15 protein-coding genes are annotated in these 16,031 nt (G+C 55.3%); 6 read left to right on the top strand and 9 right to left on the bottom strand.

What is annotated here, in order from left to right; translation table 11 throughout:
* Window positions 1–28: 28 nt before the first annotated feature.
* The 5 genes from pilB to IE090_RS09270 all read right to left on the bottom strand — a co-directional run bounded on the left by pilB (window position 29) and on the right by IE090_RS09270 (window position 7,786).
* The gene (gene pilB / locus IE090_RS09290) at window positions 29–1,717 is read right to left on the bottom strand and encodes a type IV-A pilus assembly ATPase PilB (protein WP_189388255.1); all 1,689 of its coding nucleotides are present in this window, start codon (window positions 1,715–1,717) and stop codon (window positions 29–31) included.
* Window positions 1,718–1,770: 53 nt separating this feature from the next.
* Entirely contained in the window at window positions 1,771–4,617 is a 2,847-nt protein-coding gene (locus tag IE090_RS09285; RefSeq protein WP_189388094.1) for a fused MFS/spermidine synthase, read from the bottom strand.
* Window positions 4,618–4,753: 136 nt separating this feature from the next.
* Window positions 4,754–5,182, bottom strand: coding sequence for a pilin (locus tag IE090_RS09280; protein ID WP_189388093.1), 429 nt, complete (start codon window positions 5,180–5,182; stop codon window positions 4,754–4,756).
* A 288-nt stretch (window positions 5,183–5,470) separates the two neighbouring features.
* Entirely contained in the window at window positions 5,471–6,355 is an 885-nt protein-coding gene (nadC, locus tag IE090_RS09275) for a carboxylating nicotinate-nucleotide diphosphorylase (protein ID WP_373296416.1), read from the bottom strand.
* Window positions 6,356–6,403: 48 nt separating this feature from the next.
* Window positions 6,404–7,786, bottom strand: a complete 1,383-nt coding sequence (locus IE090_RS09270; RefSeq protein ID WP_189388092.1) for an alanine/glycine:cation symporter family protein — start codon at window positions 7,784–7,786, stop codon at window positions 6,404–6,406.
* A gap of 245 nt (window positions 7,787–8,031) precedes the next feature.
* Between IE090_RS09270 and ampD the strand changes: the two genes are divergently transcribed.
* Complete coding sequence (ampD, locus tag IE090_RS09265) at window positions 8,032–8,628, top strand: 1,6-anhydro-N-acetylmuramyl-L-alanine amidase AmpD (protein ID WP_444542206.1); 597 nt, start codon at window positions 8,032–8,034, stop codon at window positions 8,626–8,628.
* The gene (gene ampE, locus IE090_RS09260) at window positions 8,625–9,491 is read left to right on the top strand and encodes a regulatory signaling modulator protein AmpE (protein WP_189388091.1); all 867 of its coding nucleotides are present in this window, start codon (window positions 8,625–8,627) and stop codon (window positions 9,489–9,491) included. Before ampD ends, ampE begins: the two co-directional genes overlap by 4 nt.
* Before the next feature lie 17 nt (window positions 9,492–9,508).
* Here ampE and IE090_RS09255 read toward each other — a convergent pair whose 3' ends face one another.
* Window positions 9,509–10,432, bottom strand: a complete 924-nt coding sequence (locus IE090_RS09255) for an ROK family protein (RefSeq protein WP_189388090.1) — start codon at window positions 10,430–10,432, stop codon at window positions 9,509–9,511.
* A gap of 10 nt (window positions 10,433–10,442) precedes the next feature.
* On the bottom strand, window positions 10,443–10,787 hold the full coding sequence (locus IE090_RS09250) for a PilZ domain-containing protein (protein ID WP_189388089.1): 345 nt from the start codon (window positions 10,785–10,787) through the stop codon (window positions 10,443–10,445).
* A gap of 86 nt (window positions 10,788–10,873) precedes the next feature.
* Here IE090_RS09250 and cobU point away from each other — a divergent pair, with 86 nt between their 5' ends.
* From cobU to IE090_RS09230, 4 genes are read left to right on the top strand one after another with little or no spacing between them, the layout of a single operon-like run.
* Window positions 10,874–11,449, top strand: coding sequence for a bifunctional adenosylcobinamide kinase/adenosylcobinamide-phosphate guanylyltransferase (gene cobU, locus IE090_RS09245; protein ID WP_189388088.1), 576 nt, complete (start codon window positions 10,874–10,876; stop codon window positions 11,447–11,449).
* A complete protein-coding gene (gene cobT, locus IE090_RS09240; protein ID WP_189388087.1) occupies window positions 11,446–12,516 on the top strand; it encodes a nicotinate-nucleotide--dimethylbenzimidazole phosphoribosyltransferase in 1,071 nt (356 codons plus the stop codon). The genes cobU and cobT overlap by 4 nt, the downstream gene beginning before the upstream one ends.
* Complete coding sequence (locus tag IE090_RS09235; RefSeq protein ID WP_189388086.1) at window positions 12,513–13,184, top strand: histidine phosphatase family protein; 672 nt, start codon at window positions 12,513–12,515, stop codon at window positions 13,182–13,184. The genes cobT and IE090_RS09235 overlap by 4 nt, the downstream gene beginning before the upstream one ends.
* Window positions 13,181–13,945 carry an adenosylcobinamide-GDP ribazoletransferase gene (locus IE090_RS09230; RefSeq protein ID WP_189388085.1) on the top strand — a complete coding sequence of 255 codons (765 nt, stop codon included), beginning with the start codon at window positions 13,181–13,183 and terminating at the stop codon, window positions 13,943–13,945. Before IE090_RS09235 ends, IE090_RS09230 begins: the two co-directional genes overlap by 4 nt.
* An 8-nt stretch (window positions 13,946–13,953) precedes the next feature.
* Here IE090_RS09230 and IE090_RS09225 read toward each other — a convergent pair whose 3' ends face one another.
* Together IE090_RS09225 and IE090_RS09220 are read right to left on the bottom strand one after the other, a co-directional pair.
* Entirely contained in the window at window positions 13,954–14,448 is a 495-nt protein-coding gene (locus tag IE090_RS09225; RefSeq protein WP_229815642.1) for a globin, read from the bottom strand.
* Between the two features lie 21 nt (window positions 14,449–14,469).
* Complete coding sequence (locus IE090_RS09220; RefSeq protein ID WP_229815639.1) at window positions 14,470–16,005, bottom strand: cobyric acid synthase; 1,536 nt, start codon at window positions 16,003–16,005, stop codon at window positions 14,470–14,472.
* Window positions 16,006–16,031: the final 26 nt, after the last annotated feature.

The following is a 16,031-nucleotide window of genomic DNA, read 5'->3' as shown; positions in this document are numbered from 1 at the left end:
CAATCAAAGCTGAGTTCCAATGCCAGCGCTAGTCGGTTGTGACACGGTTCGCCTCTTCCAGGCTGGTAACCCCTTGTGCCACCTTCATTAAGGCGGAAGTGCGTAGGTCATTAAAGCCCTCTTTACGCGCTGCGTCAGAAATCTGAATGGAGTTGCCGTTTTCCATAATAATGCGTGAGATCGAGTCTGTGATTCTGACGACTTCATAAATGCCCACCCGGCCTTTATAACCATCGCTGCACTCGCTACAGCCCACAGGCTGGTGTATCTCCGCTTCTGCTAGCAGTGCATCGGTAAAGCCGGCTTCATATAAGGCTTCTTTGGGGATGTTCGCTGGCTTTTTGCAGCTCTTGCATAACCGGCGGGCTAAGCGCTGGGCAATAATCAAGGTGACGGAAGTGGCGATATTAAAGGCAGGCACGCCCATATTGGCCAAGCGGGTCAGGGTTTCGGCGGCACTGTTGGTATGCAGTGTCGAAAGCACCAAGTGACCGGTTTGAGCGGCTTTGATGGCGATGGAGGCGGTTTCCAGGTCACGAATCTCCCCCACCATGACCACATCAGGGTCTTGGCGCAGGAAGGAGCGCAAGGCGGCGGCAAAATCTAGGCCGACTTTGGCACTGACATTGACCTGGTTGATGCCCTCAAGGTTAATCTCTACTGGGTCTTCGGCGGTGGAGATATTCGTGCCTTCAACATTGAGGATGTTCAGGCCGGTATAGAGGGAGACAGTTTTACCCGAGCCGGTCGGCCCTGTCACCAAAATCATGCCTTGGGGCTTATGCAAGGCGTCCATGTAGAGTTTTTTCTGCTCTGGCTCATAGCCCAGCATATCAATGCCTAATTGGGCAGAGGACGGGTCAAGAATCCGCAGTACAATCTTCTCGCCAAACAAGGTAGGCAAGGTGTTTACCCGAAAGTCGATGGCACGATTTTTGGAGATCTTCATCTTGATACGGCCATCTTGCGGAATGCGCCGCTCAGAAATGTCCATTTGTGACATCACCTTTAAGCGTGCGGCGATTTTACCGGCCAGGTTGACCGGCGGGCTGGCCACTTCATGCAGAACGCCATCGGTGCGATAGCGTACCCGGTAGCGCTTTTCGTAGGGCTCAAAGTGCAAGTCAGAGGAGCCTTGCTTGACCGCATCCAGCAGCATTTTGTTAATAAACTTAACGATCGGGGCATCATCGGCGCCGTCGTTGTCATCCTGCTTTTTGTCTTCTTCTTGAGGGCTTTCAAGATCTAGGTCTTCGTCATCGCCCAGATCACCAAAGCCGGTATCGCTGGCAGAGATAAAGCGGTCTACCGCGATGGCGAGCTTATCTTCTTCAACCAGCACCATGTCAACGGACATGCCGGTATTAAACTTGATCTCATCAACAGCCAAGATGTTAGAGGGGTCGCTGAGCCCTACAAATAAGCGGTTGCCCCGCTGGAACAGGGGAATCACGCGGTGCTTTTCAATCAGTTCACGGCTGACTTGGTCCACCGGCATGGACTCCTGCTCGATGGCGGCAAGGTCAAATAAGGGCAAACCAAATTCTTCTGAGGCCAGTTGGGCCATGGTCACCGCTTTGACCTTGCCCTCGCTTACAGCCAAGGCAGTAAAGCTGGTACTCTCTTTTTTTGCTTTGTCCAGCAGAGCGGCGGCTTGCTCTGCTTCTAACAGTTGGTTTTCAACCAGTCGTTTGGGGAGGCCGGTTAACGCAGGCATCATGGCGGTTCCTTAACACAAATAGGCTGCCCAGCCCAGCTGGGCAGCCATTGCTAGTTTTGACGGGCTTGGAGCATGCTATACATCAGATGGTTAATGAGTATGTCAGAGACTTCGGGCTTCAGCCAGTCAGCCACCGTGGTGCTGGGTTGATGAAGCGCAGCCCACAAGGCATAGCTGCGTAGCCACTCAGGTAGAATCAGCTGAGAGCCTTGGGTCAGTAGTTGCCGCGCGTTCGCTAAAACGGCAGGGTAATCGCGTAAAGCGATGCTTTGGTACAGCTCGAACAGGGCAGCAAGCTCGGGCTGGCGCTCAAGGCAGCCATGCTGTTTTAATAACGTCAGCAGGCGTTTGGTGCCTTCTTCACTTTCTAACATCATGCTGGCGTTAACAGCCATGCGAAGTTGCTCAGCGACAACAGCTGGCGCTATTGCCGGGTGACACACAGCCAATGGAACGTACGGTTGCCCTTGGCGAAGCGCTTCATCACCACGCCAGTAAGCCATTAAGTTGTTCAGGTCAGAGTACTGCTCATCAAACAATAAGCTATCGTCAACATTGGATATCTGCTCAAAAGGCGTGTTGACGAGGTCTTGCACAATCCAGTTTTGCTGTAGTGACAAAAGCTCTAAAGCAGCTTTGCGAGCAAAGCGCTTTTCTGGAGCGTTCAGTGCAACAATGGGGAAATAGTCTGAGTTGTTGGCAATGCCATGTTGACGCAGCCAAGGCCTTAGCAAGCGCTCAGAAAATAATACTGATTTACTGAGGTCAAAAGTGCCGCCGATGCCAATACGCTGCAGTCTCCGCTGCATGGCTGGCTGCTCCAGTACGGATGCATCAAAGCTTTGAAGGTTGTTGCTATTGGAAGCAACGATCAGTAAGTCGGTATTGGAGGTGAATGCTGTGTAGTGCTGAAAATGCTGGTCTAATGGCTTTAGGATGCTGGTCAATAATTGCGTATCGATTTCATACAGCTGAATCCATTGTAAGAAGATGCCCTTATCATTTAAACGAGTTTTGATAAAGCGATAAAACTCTTCTGTAAATAAGTTGGCAACGCCGCTGACCCAAGGGTTAGATGGCTCTGAGTATAAAATATCAAAGGTTATATTTTGATTGGCAAAATACGACTTGGCATCGTCATATACCATAGTCACTCTGGGGTCGGTAAATACCCTGGGAAGCTGTTCAGAAAAGGCGATGCGAGCCCCTTCTACCATGGCCGGCTCAATTTCTACATTAATCACTTCTTTGAGTCTTGGATCAATTAATGCGGTATCGACAGTCATGCCTGAACCAAAGCCGATATTGCCAATATGTGAAGGCTGCTCATGCATTAATAGGGGCAACAATGCTGTCAATGTCATCGTTCGCTCATCTGGAGCTCCCGAATCAGAGCTTGATAGGCTCGCATCTGGTTTTCCATTGGTTTTAATTACGCTTACTATCTCTCCAGTATCAAGATGTTCTTTCGCTACGGTAATAGAGGCAGTTCTGGCATCCTCATGAAAGACTAGTTCCGTGCTGTCATGGTTTTGGATCTTGCCGTGCCGATAGACACCTGAAGCCATTTTTACCGGATCGATCATGGCCTGTTGTAGTGCCAAGAAAAGCCCCAAAACGACAAGAGCGAATGCATTTGCCAGGCTCCAGCGGCCAAGCTGTTGTTGTTGCCATAACCAGGCCAATAACAGCAGCCCTAGGGCGCAGTCCAAGGCGGCGGCTAAAATAATGGCGCCATCCACACCCAGGGCGGGCAATAACCAGTAAGTGGCCAGCAAAATACCGGCAATGCTGCCTAAGGTATTCACAGCATATAAGCGTCCAACAGCGCCTTCTTTGCCTTCAACTTGCAGCAGGCTATGGGTGAGTAGGGGCAAGGTCATACCGGCCAAAAAGGTCGCCGGGAGCATGGCCATATAGGCAACTGTGGAGCTAAACCAAGTATACAGTTGATAGCCATCGGCATTGCGCTGCACGGTATTTAAAAACCAAGAAACCCAATTAAACGACTGCCCCAATACCAATAGCGAAAACAGTGCCGCCAATCCCATAGCGACTTGCACCCAAGCGACCAAATACAGCGCCGAGTTACCCTTAAATTTGTGGTTGCGTACATAAAAGCCGCCCAGCGCTAAGCCGACAATAAAGGCGCTTAACATGAGCTCAAAGGTATGGGTACTGGCCCCTAAGGCCAAAGCTAGCAAACGAATCCAGGCAATTTCATAAATAAAAGAAGCCAAGCCTGTGCCGGCGGCAACCAATAAAATAATACGGCTGTTGAATGAGAACGAGGGCGTGTTACTAGAATCACTCGCTGTTTGATAATGCTTGGTTTCTGGTATCGGTGTATTTAATTGCTTGCTATAGCCATAGGCCACCAGTGCCACCACGGCATTAAGTAACCCTGCAGTTAGCATGGTGCCGGGTAACCCCATGGTAGGTACCAAGACAAATATACCGACTAACACCCCCAGACCAGCCCCTAGGCTATTGGTAAAATAAAGCCAAGCAATGGAGTGGCCGGCCGCCTGCTGGGATAAACGCATCCACACTGAGGCCATTAACGGGAAGGTTACTCCCAACATAACGGTTTGCGGTAACACTGAGCTGGCAGCGAGTGCCCACTTTAGCCAACTGCCAGCGTGCAAATCGCCATACAATAGGCCATTCATCGCCCCCACAAATGCGCCATGAAAGCCAATGCCAAATAACGCCAGCAAGCCTTCAACGATGGCATAGATCAGCAGCGGGTTGTGGCTGCGCTCTGCTAAGCGACCACCGACCACCGACCCGATAGCTAAGCCGCCCATAAAGATCACTAATACCAGGGTTTGTGCAAAGGCAGCATGACCCAATAGCAGGCCTAAATAGCGCGACCATAAACTTTGATACAGCAAGGCAGCCATTCCGGAGATAAAAAATATGGCCGCTGATACGGTGAAAAATCTATAGGGAACGTGGAGGGGCATTACATTATCCTTGAGAAAAAAAAGGCCCCAAATGAGGGGCCTTTATCATTATAGCGAGATTAAATTAGCGGCAGCCGCTTGGCAGGTGCTGGGCTGGCAAGGTACCTGCGCATGTCCAGCCAGTAATTTGCCCATTAGCAGTAGATGGGGTAAGAACCATATTTTTACCACTGACACTGCCTGCATCAAAAGTTACGGTCAATTTACCGTCGTCCTGGCCAATTGCAACTTTAGAAATATACTTACCATCTAACTTACTAACAGCTGCTGAAATGCCGGGGTCTTTACCCACGCCAGTCAAATTACCCTTTTCGGCGAGAAACACGGCAATATCAGATTGTACTCCAGCCACAATTTTCGCACCTTCTGCTGCTTGAGCGCGTGCTGTGTAGTCTTGGTAGGCCGGTACTGCAATAGAGGCCAGAATACCGATGATCGCTACTACGATCATCAATTCAATCAGGGTAAAACCCTTTTGCATTTGTGCTTTCATGTGTCTTCTCCACTCTGAGAATCTTCAGGCTTAGCGCGGGAGCCCCGGTGCACCGGCCTGAGTTGGTTTAATTTTGCTTCGCTGATGAAGCAAGCCATGCATCACATGACTTGCGATAAGTGTGCCAACTTTAAAATGCCCTCACAAGGCTATTTTTCGTGCACTGGTTGGCAGTTTTCACCTGCCTTGACGCGGCTCAGTTTTTTGCCGTGAGCGGGGCCGGCACATAGTGACAAAGATTGTCACCCGGTGCGTTTTGAACGCGCCGTTTGTAACACTTTGTAGCGGTTATTTCGTGGCTAAGCGCATCGACAAATCCACCGCTTGGCAGTCCTTGGTCAGTGCACCAATAGAGATGTAATCTACGCCGGTGAGGGCGTAGTCGCGCAGGGTGGCGTCGGTGATGCCGCCAGAGGCTTCCAGCATAGGTCGCTTGCCATTGGTGGCGTGAACTTGCTTTACGGCTTGGCTCATGTCGGCGGGGCTGAAGTTGTCCAGCATGATGATGTCGGCGCCAGCTTGGCAGGCTTGCTCTAGCTGCTCGAAGGTTTCGACTTCCACTTCGACCGGTTTGCCGGGGGCAATTTGTCGTGCGCTCTCAATGGCTTGGCGAATGCCGCCACAGGCAGCAATGTGGTTTTCTTTGATCAAAAACGCATCAAACAAGCCAATGCGGTGGTTGTAGCAGCCAGCTACTTGCACGGCGTACTTTTGTGCGATGCGAAGGCCCGGCAGGGTTTTGCGCGTGTCCAGCAGCTTTACGCCGGTGCCTTGCACGCTGTCGGCGTAGCGTCGGCAGCGTGTGGCGGTGCCAGACAGCGTTTGCAAAAAGTTCAGCGCGCAGCGCTCGCCCGTTAGCAAAGAGCGCGCAGCGCCAGTCAGTTCAAACAACACTTGATTGGGCCGCACCCATTCGCCTTCGCGTACGCGCCAGGTCACCTGCACGCTGGGGTCGAGCTGGCGAAAGACTTCATCCACCCAAGCACGGCCAGCAATGATGGCGCGATCACGGCTAATCACCCGGGCTTTAGCCTGCTGGTTGGCAGGAATGAGCTGGGCAGTGATGTCGCCGCCGGCGACGTCTTCAGCGAGGGCACTGCACACGTTGGCGCGCACGGTGTCGAGGTGTTGGCTCAGTTGCATGGTGTTGTCCGCAAAAAAATAAGGCGGCATTTTAGCCGCCTCAGTTGCCCTGAGAAAGTGGGCGATCAAGATCAAAGATTACGACTGTTGCTCTTTACTGCTATCAGGCTTGGGGTCTGCCAAAAACTCACGCGTCAGGCGGAACACCACCGGCGACAGCAGCAGCAGCGCAATCAGGTTAGGCAGCGCCATCATGGCGTTAAGGGTGTCGGCGACCAGCCAGGCTAAGTCGAGCTCGCGGGTGGCGCCAATGGGAATGGCGATGATCCAAATCACCCGGTATACCGGCACGGATTTGCTGCCAAACAGGTATTCGGTGCACTTTTCGCCATAAAACGACCAACCGATGATGGTGGTGAACGCAAATACCGCCAAGCCGACGGTCACTATGTATTGGCCGATGTCCGGTAAGCCAGCGTTAAACGCAGCAGCGGTCAGGTTGGCGCCTGAATCACCCGACTGCCAAGCGCCGGAGGCGACAATCACCAAGCCAGTGATGGTGCAGATGATCAAGGTGTCGATAAAAGTCCCCAGCATGGCGATGCTGCCTTGCTGCACCGGGCTGTTGGTTTGCGCCGCTGCGTGGGCAATGGGCGCACTGCCCAGACCCGCCTCGTTAGAAAATACCCCGCGTGCCACACCAAAGCGAATCGCTGCCCACACAGTGGCGCCAGCAAAGCCGCCCACGGCGGAAATGGGTGTAAAGGCGTGGGTCACAATCAAACTGATGGCATCGGGAATGCGGTCGGCGTAGATCACCAGCAGTACGATGCCGGCCAGCACGTAGGCGATGGCCATCAAGGGCACCAGCTTGCCCGCCACTTCTGCGATGCGGCGAATGCCACCGAGCAACACCAGCGCCACCAACACCATTAACACTGCACCCGAGGCCCATTCTGGCACGCCAAAGCCTGAATGCATGGCATCGGCCACCGAGTTGGATTGCACGCCATTACCGATACCGAAGCCAGCGATCATGCCGAAAAACGCAAAGGCGGCTGCCAGCCACTTGAACTTAGCGCCCAAGCCATTGCGAATGTAATACATGGGGCCGCCGACGTAGTTGCCTTCGTCATTTTTTTCGCGGAACTGCACCGCCAACACGGCTTCGGCAAACTTGGTCGCCATGCCCACTAGGGCTATCAGCCACATCCAGAACAATGCCCCAGGGCCACCGGCGGCAATGGCGGTGGCCACACCAGCGATGTTGCCGGTACCAATGGTGGCGGACAGTGAGGTCATCAGGGCGTTAAAACCAGAAATGTCGCCCTTGCCATCGCCGTTGCGGCCTTGCCATAAGTTGCGAAAACCACGGCCTAAGTTACGAATAGGAAAGGCTTTCAGGCCAATGGTTAAAAACAAACCGGTGAGGGCAATCAACAGCAGCATGGGTGGGCCCCAAGCCCAGCCATTGACCGTTTTGATCAATGTCACGATCGAAAATTCTTGTTCTGGGGTCATCTATTTTCTCCTTGTGGTCGGCTTAAGCTGCACAGCAGTGATCGGCGAGACCCAGTTGCGCGGTGCGACCTATTGTTGTTGGGGCAATTTGACCATGCAGCCGCCGGTAACGCGGCTGTGCCCGGCTGCGACTATATCCATCATGAGGTTTTATGCCAAACTGCGGTCATTGCCTACGGGGTAGGCACTGAGTAAGCACTCAGTGGGCGTTGTGTAGGGTTTGCGTAGGCGTTGTGTAGGAATAGTTGGTGAATAACAAACAAAACGGCTGGACGATTCGCCAGCACGTACTGGAACAAGCGCATTGGTGCCCATCGCCCAACTTTGGTCCGCGCCCGATTGACAGCGATGTGTCAGCCTTGGTGCTGCACAACATCAGTCTGCCGCCGGGTCAGTTTGGTGGCGGTCATGTGCAGCAGTTCTTTCAAAATCAGCTCGATGCTGAAGCTCACCCTTACTTTGCCGAGATTGCTGACCTTAAAGTGTCGGCCCATGTGTTGATCGAGCGCAGCGGTCAGGTCATTCAGTTTGTCGCATTTGATCAACGTGCCTGGCACGCCGGCCGCTCTGAGTTTGCCGGTCGGGTGGAATGCAACGACTTTGCCATTGGCATCGAGTTAGAGGGCTGTGATGATGTGCCCTACAGTGAACAACAATATCAGCAGCTGGCAGCACTGGTGCCTGTCCTGCAACAGCATTACCCCATTGGTCATCGCATCGTTGGCCATGAGCACATAGCGCCCGGGCGCAAAACGGACCCTGGTCCGGCGTTCGACTGGATGCGATTGGCGCAAGCGTTGGGAATGACTGAGTTGCCCGCCACAACCTGGGAGGTGTCGTGAAATTTCTGATTGTGTTTATTGCCTTGCTGGCCAAAAACCAGCTGCCGCTGACCGCGCGTTCCACGCGTAGCCGCACTTTTGCCTGGTGGTTGCAGCAATGGCAGCGTGTCAGGTCGTTTGCCGATTGGCATCGGCATCTGCGCTATGCCCTGGTGGTACTGCTGCCGGCGGCGGTGTTGGCTGGCTTGTTTTTTTACAGTCAGCGCTGGCTGTGGGGGCTGCCAACGGCGTTGGTGGAGGTGTTGCTGCTGATATACGTGTTGTCGCATATGGGCATTCGCCAGCATTTAGACGCCTATCGCCACGATTTGGCTCACGGCGACATTCAGGGCGCTTACCACTGTGCTGAGCGCCACTTATCTGTACCAGAAGTGGCACTGACGGAAGACGCCGAGCACATGAACGAACAGGTTGCTCGCAGCCTGCTTTTGCGCTGGTTTGAATACTTCTTTTTGATGGTGTTCTGGTACATGGTGGCCGACGTGGCTGGCGTTTTGTTGGCCTGGTTTAGTTTGCAATATGCCCGTGCCAGCGATTGTGACCAGCAGGCCTGGCGCTATTTGCATTGGTTGGAGTGGGGGCCGGCGCGTTTATTGGGGCTTACCTACGGCTTGGCGGGGAACTTTGTGCACGCGCTGCCGGTGTGGCAACGGCACTTGTGGAAGCTCAATACGCAAAGCGCCGATGTTTTGTTTGAAGTGGCGTACAGTGCCTTGCAGCATCATGGCCAGCCTGTGCCTCTGGAGCGACAGGGCGAAGTGGCTGCCCAGCAGCTGGATGATTGGCAGCAGCTGCACTGGCGTTCGCTGTCGATTTGGATGGTGGTCATTGCCGTCGCGACGATCGGCGGTGTGCTGCTTTAACATGCGCCAAGCGCCGCTTAGGCTGTACCGCCTAACCAAGCGGCGCCACGCACGCCGCTGGAATCGCCGTGTTGAGCGCGTCGCAGGGGCGTGCTGACCTGATCTGAAAATACAAACTGTTCCCATAATTTGGGCACTTCGTCGTACAGCGATAGCCAGTTCGACAGCCCGCCGCCTAACACAATGACTTCTGGGTCCATCACGTTGATCACACTGGCCAGTGCCTGTGCCAGCCATTGTTGGTAGCGCTGCACTTGAGTTTGCGACGTCGCATCACCGTCTTGTGCCTGCTGATACCATTGCTGGGCCGTCAACGATTGGCCACTGGCGGCCCTGGCATGGCGGGCAAAGCCGGGGCCGGATACAAAGGTTTCGATGCACCCCTGCTGGCCGCAGTAACACGCCCAAGCTTCATCCTGCGGTGAGCGCCAAGGCAGTGGGTTATGGCCCCACTCACCGGCAATGGCATTGGGGCCGCGATGCAGTTGGCCGTTGATCACCCAGCCACCACCGCAACCGGTACCGATAATCACACCAAATACGCTGTTAAAACCGGCGCCGGCACCGTCGCTGGCTTCCGATAACACCATGCAGTCTGCATCGTTGGCGATGCGGATGGGCGCTGCTAGCTGAGCACCGAGGCGCGTTTGCAGATCGGTGGTGAGGTCTTGGCCGATCAGGCAGGTGGTGTTGGCATTTTTTACCTTGCCCGTCGCTGGGCTGATGGCGCCTGGGATGCCTAGGCCGAGGGTGTAAGTTCCAGCTTGCAGCTGTTGTTGAGCTTGCTCTACCAATGAGCACAGGCAGTTCACGATGGCCTGATAGTCATTGCCCGGCGTCGCTACGCGCTGGCGCAGCAGTATGTTGCCGTCGGGTGCGAGGGCGATGATCTCTGTTTTGGTGCCGCCCAGGTCAATGCCCAGTCGAATTGCGTTGGTCATGGAGGTGTGTTTAATCAGGTTGGTAGCTTTTCAGCATGGTTTCGAGCATGTCATCCGTGGCATGTATCTTACAGCCAGTACCATAAAGGCTGGGGGTGATTTTGTCGCTCCAAATCACTTCTGCCTCACAGTGGCCAGTGCGCCGGCTGTCCTTGTTGGGGGCGATGTCGACCAAGTCGAGTTGCAAGCGTGTCCCTGCTGGAACGGCGTCGTAGGTCGAGATCATCATGCCGCCGTGGGAGCAGTCGACCATCAGGCCGATGTAATCTTTGCTGTCGTGTTCAAACACGCTAACGCTGCTGTGCACTACCCAGCGTGGCTGCATGCGTTGCTCATGCGATGAGTTTGCTTTCATGGCGATTCCCCCTAGTTATGCTCTAATAACGTGCTCGCGAACACTGCAAACTCATAAAGAATAGTGACAAAAAAAGGGCCGGGTGCATGTCAACGCCAGCAAAGGCAGGAGTGATCAGTCATGAGTTGATCCTAGGAGGCGCACGCTCCGGTAAAAGTGCCTACGCCGAATGGCGCGCCAGCCAAGCGGCCAGTGTGTGCTACATCGCCACCGCGCAAGCGGGCGATGATGAAATGTCCGACCGCATTCTTAAGCACCAGCGTCAACGTCCGAGTCATTGGCAAACGCTGGAGCAGCCCATCGCTTTGGCTGAGGCAATACAGCAAGGCGCGGAACACTCTGAGCTGGTATTGATTGATTGTCTTACGTTGTGGCTCAGCAACTGTCTGTTAAGTGGTGAAGAAACCTGGCAACAGCAGCGCATTCGGCTGTTGGAGCAGTTACAATGCCAGACTGTTCCTGTGTTAATGGTCAGTAATGAGGTAGGCCAGGGCGTGGTGCCCATGGGTGAGTTGAGCCGGCGCTTTGTCGATGAAAGCGGTCGCTTGCATCAAGCCATCGCCGCACAGGTTCATCACGTCACCCTAGTGACTGCCGGTTTGCCGCAGGCGCTAAAACGCTACGGCCAGCTGACCTTTCCCCCTTATGGAGTTACACCATGATGCATGCAAACGTCGCCAATGACTGGTGGCAAAGCCCAACGCAAACCCCAAATGATCAAGCACGCCAGCAGGCGAGCGAGCGCCAGAACCAACTGACCAAGCCGCCGGGTTCGCTGGGCATGTTAGAGCAAGTGGCCATCCAGCTGGCCGCTTTACAAGGGCAAACGTTACCGACCTTAGAACGAGTGCAGTGTGTGCTGTTTGCCGGTGATCATGGCGTTGCGGCTCAGGGGGTATCGGCGTTTCCTCAAGCCGTGACGGTAGAAATGCTGAAAAACTTTGCCAGTGGCGGCGCTGCCATGTCGGTGTTGGCGCGCCAGCAGCAATTGCCTCTGACCCTGGTTAACTGTGGTACCGCCAGCGATTGCGAATCGTTGGCCGGTATTGTTCATCGGCCGGTGATGGCAGGTACAGCCGACTTTAGCCAGCAAGCCGCGATGACGGAAATACAAGCGCGCCAGGCGCTGCAGCTGGGTGCGGAACAGGCTGAGCGTTTAGCGAGTGAGCAAGCACAGCTGTTGATTGCCGGTGAAATGGGCATCGCCAACACCTCAGCGGCGACGGTGTTAAGCGCCTGCTTACTGCAACAGCCGGTGGCGGAACTGGTGGGGCCGGGAACGGGCCTGGATGATGGCCGCCTGGCGCATAAACAACAGGTGTTGGAGCAAGCGCTGCAGCGGGCGCTGACTGAGCAACCAGCGCCGACTCCGTTGCAAGCCTTGGCGCAACTGGGTGGGCTGGAAATCGCAGCCATGGCGGGTGCGTATGTGCGTGCCGCGCAGCTTGGCATTCCTGCTTTGGTCGACGGTTTTATCGCCACCAGTGCGGCATTGCTGGCGGTGCAATTAAATCCGGCCGTGCGTGACTGGTTGTTGTTTTCGCATGGCTCAGCCGAGCCCGGGCATTGTCAGCTATTGGCTGCTTTGCAGGCCGAGCCGCTGTTGCAGTTGGGCATGCGTTTAGGCGAAGGCTCTGGGGCGGCCACAGCCTTGCCGTTGCTGCGCTTAGCTTTGGCCTTGCATCGCGACATGGCCACTTTTGCTGAAGCTGAGGTATCTGGGCCGTGACGGCGACCCAAGTCCATTTGCTGCGCCACGGCGAGCCCGTCGGCGGCAATGTTTTTCGCGGCGTGACCGACATGGCGTTGTCGCAGCATGGCGATTGGCAGTTTCGCCAGCGCGTGCAGCAGTGTTTGGCGAATGTTACGCCAACGGCGGTGGTGAGCTCGCCGCTGCAACGCTGCCTGAGCAGTGCGCGCTGGTTGGCGGCGCATTACCAACTGACGTGTCAGGTTGACAGCGCTTGGCGCGAAATCGACTACGGCGAGTGGGAGAATCGGCCGGTGGCTGAGGTGCTGGCGGAGTCCGGTCAGCAGGCGCAGCAGCTGTGGCAAGACCCACTTAATTTTTGTGCGCCCGGCGGCGAGCCGGTAAGCGCATTGCAACAGCGGGTGCTGGCTGCATGGAAAAGGTTATTGAGCGAATATCGCGGTCAGGTCGTGATCGTGGTTTGCCACGGTGGCGTCATGCGGATATTGGCGCAAGCATTGCTGCAACTGGCGCCACAAGCCATGAATCGGCTGGCCATTCCTTACGCTGGCTGGTTGCAGTTTGGCGTGGTCCACAGCATGGGCGACGATCACTACCCGGCTCAAGATTGGGTCAGCCTGCAAGCCATGGACGGTAGCGAACTCAACTCCCCACTGCATTCTGCTGAATGCGAGGTGCGGCGATGACGCGCTACTGGCAGCCTTTTGTTTACGCCATGTTGATGCTGACGCGCATCCCCATGCCCAGGTTGACGCACATAAGCCCGCAGGTACAGCAGCGGGCTTTGTTGTATTACCCCGCGGTGGGCTTGATTTTGGGCGCCTTACTGGCCGGTTTGGCGGCGCTTTTGTTGTGGCATCGGCCGCTGTTATCGCCGTTGGTCAGCGCCAGTATCGTGCTCACGGCCTGGGTGCTGCTAACCGGGGCATTGCATTTAGATGGCCTGGCCGACAGCTCTGATGCCTGGCTTGGCGGTTTTGGCGACCGCAAGCGCACCCTAGAGATTATGAAAGACCCCCAAGCTGGCCCGGCGGCGGTGGTTGCCGTGGTGTTGGTGCTGCTGCTGAAAGTCAGTGCCTTAGCGGCACTGATCGAGACGCCGTCACTGAACTTATGGGCAGTGCTGTTGGCGGTGCCGGTGATGGCGCGCTTGGCGTTGTGGGCCTTGGTGGCAAGCTTGCCCTATGCCCGTGAGCAGGGCATGGCGTCTGGCTTGAGTAAGGGCTTTTCAGCTTTGCAGCTGCTGTTGTTGGCAACGCCCTGGGTCGTGTTTGCAGCCGTGCTATTGCAGCGCCAGGCCATTCTGGCGCTGCTGTTCGCTGGGGTCATGATCTTATGGCTGCGCCACCTGATGCAGCAGCGCTTGGGCGGCTACACAGGTGACACCTTGGGTGCCAGCGTCGAGGTGCTGGAAGCTGGGCTAATGATCGCAATCGTGGTTGGCTAAACCAGCCATCAGTACATGCTTTTGATCATTTCAATGCTGGGTGACAGCGTCGCACGCCATGTAGTTTCCAGCTGCGGGCTGAACTCTGGGTCGTGAATGCGCAGGGTATCAATCAATGCATCGAGCCATAGGCTGTAGTAGGACGGATGAATATTCAGCTTTTCACGACTGTGGCTTTCGCCCAAGGCACGGATTTTGGCATCCGACATACCACGGGCATGCATCACCAGCCACATAATGCCGCCACGCAGCAAACCGCGCTGGGCTGACATATCGGTATTAGCGAACATCTTGCGCACTTCATCAGACTGGCTCATGAAGTTGTTATAAAAGTCTTCATAAAACTGGGGATTATTACAGCTGCGGCCGTAACTCTGAAAGACCTGATCCGGATCGACCATGGCGATTTCCTGCTGAATTAAACGGAGAGTCAGGGCGTCGCAAATACGCTCATTGTCGGCCCTGTGCCTAACAGGCGGCGCGGAGGTTAATGCCGCTGTCATGAAAATGCAATGCTGCTGCGGTTAAGACTTGTTACTGATTGACTTGTTTTTAGTCGTATTGGGTAGCCGCCACGACTGCAGTTGTTTGGCCAGCTGAGTTTGATCCAGCTGTTGCTCTAGGGTATCTGCTAGACGCTCTAACTGTTGTTCGCGTTGCTCGTGGAAACTGACCGCGGCGGCATCCTTCAGGCCAGCCCAGTTCAGCATGGCGGTCAATGTCTCAGCCGAGTCGAGGAGGCCATGCCAGTAGGTGGCGAGTATTTGCTGATCGTCGCTGAGCCAGCCGCCGGCGTCGCCGTTATGATCATGCAATACCGCCGTCAGTGACGGCGGGCTGACAAAATCGCCTTGATGAATCTCGTAACCGCTGGCGGCGACGCTTTGGTGCTGCAGCGTGAGCCGGCCTTGTTGTTGGCGCAGTTGTTTAACCGCTGCCATGCAGGTGCGATAGGGCATTAGCCCCAGCGCTTGGCTGCTACCTGCCTCACCTTCCATGCCGTGCGGGTCGTCAATATAACTGCCCAACATTTGCAGGCCGCCACATATGCCCAGCACTTTACCGCCGTAACGCAAATGACGATGCAAATAGTGCGGCCAGCCCTGTTGTTGCAGCCAGTGCAAATCGGCGCGGCTGTTTTTGGAGCCGGGCAGAATCACCCAATCGGCCGGCGGTGGTGTTTGCCCTGGTCCGATCAGCTGCAGATCCACTTGTGGGTGGCAGCGCAGTGCATCCAAATCGGTGTGATTGCTGATGTGAGGCAGTGCCGGGGCGACGACCTTTAACCGCTGTGCCTGAGGGTCCACAATCTGATCGTGGGCGATGGCATCCTCGGCGTCTAAATACAGACCGTGCAAATAGGGCAGCACGGCTAACACGGGCTTGCCCGTTTGTTGTTCTAGCCAATCCAAACCGGGTTGCAGTAACGACAGGTCGCCGCGAAAACGGTTGATCACAAAACCGATGACTCTGGCTTGTTCGCTTGCGCTCAAGCAGGCCAGGGTACCAATCAAATGAGCGAACACGCCGCCGCGATCGATATCCGCCACGATGATCACTGGGCAATCCGCAGCTTCGGCGAAGCCCATGTTGGCAATGTCGCGATCACGCAGGTTGATTTCGGCTGGGCTGCCAGCGCCTTCGACCACAATCCAGTCATAGCTTTGCTGCAGTTGTTGATACGAATCCAGCACCGCCGCCATGGCCGTGGTCTTGTAGTCGTGGTACTGGCGAGCATTAAGCTGCGAGTGCACCTGGCCTTGAATAATCACCTGCGCACCGGTGTCGGCGGTGGGTTTCAGCAGCACTGGGTTCATGTGCACACTGGCGTCGATGCCACAGGCCTGAGCTTGCAGTGCTTGCGCTCGGCCTATCTCACCACCACAAGCGGTAACGGCACTGTTAAGGGCCATGTTTTGTGGCTTAAACGGCGCCACCGCTTTGCCCTGACGCGCTAGCCAGCGGCCAAAGGCGCACACCAGTATGCTTTTGCCAGCATCTGACGTAGTGCCCTGAATCATCAGGGTTTGTCTTTGGGGAAAAGAGGCTACTTGGCTCATAACTGCCGCAATCAGGTACACTGCGC

This window comes from Bacterioplanes sanyensis, from assembly GCF_014652515.1.
GTDB classification, from domain to species: Bacteria; Pseudomonadota; Gammaproteobacteria; order Pseudomonadales; family Oceanobacteraceae; genus Bacterioplanes; species Bacterioplanes sanyensis.
Note: the sequence above shows the minus strand (reverse complement) of the source record. Positions and strands in the feature narration are given on the sequence as shown.

Coding starts and splice junctions, on each gene's coding strand:
- IE090_RS09280 (WP_189388093.1), bottom strand. CDS start 5,182: ATGAAAGCACAAATGCAAAAGGGTTTTACCCTGATTGAATTGATGATC.
- nadC (WP_373296416.1), bottom strand. CDS start 6,355: ATGCCGCCTTATTTTTTTGCGGACAACACCATGCAACTGAGCCAACAC.
- IE090_RS09220 (WP_229815639.1), bottom strand. CDS start 16,005: ATGAGCCAAGTAGCCTCTTTTCCCCAAAGACAAACCCTGATGATTCAG.
- IE090_RS09225 (WP_229815642.1), bottom strand. CDS start 14,448: ATGACAGCGGCATTAACCTCCGCGCCGCCTGTTAGGCACAGGGCCGAC.
- IE090_RS09255 (WP_189388090.1), bottom strand. CDS start 10,432: ATGACCAACGCAATTCGACTGGGCATTGACCTGGGCGGCACCAAAACA.
- pilB (WP_189388255.1), bottom strand. CDS start 1,717: ATGCCTGCGTTAACCGGCCTCCCCAAACGACTGGTTGAAAACCAACTG.
- cobT (WP_189388087.1), top strand. CDS start 11,446: ATGATGCATGCAAACGTCGCCAATGACTGGTGGCAAAGCCCAACGCAA.
- IE090_RS09230 (WP_189388085.1), top strand. CDS start 13,181: ATGACGCGCTACTGGCAGCCTTTTGTTTACGCCATGTTGATGCTGACG.
- cobU (WP_189388088.1), top strand. CDS start 10,874: ATGTCAACGCCAGCAAAGGCAGGAGTGATCAGTCATGAGTTGATCCTA.
- IE090_RS09250 (WP_189388089.1), bottom strand. CDS start 10,787: ATGAAAGCAAACTCATCGCATGAGCAACGCATGCAGCCACGCTGGGTA.
- IE090_RS09270 (WP_189388092.1), bottom strand. CDS start 7,786: ATGACCCCAGAACAAGAATTTTCGATCGTGACATTGATCAAAACGGTC.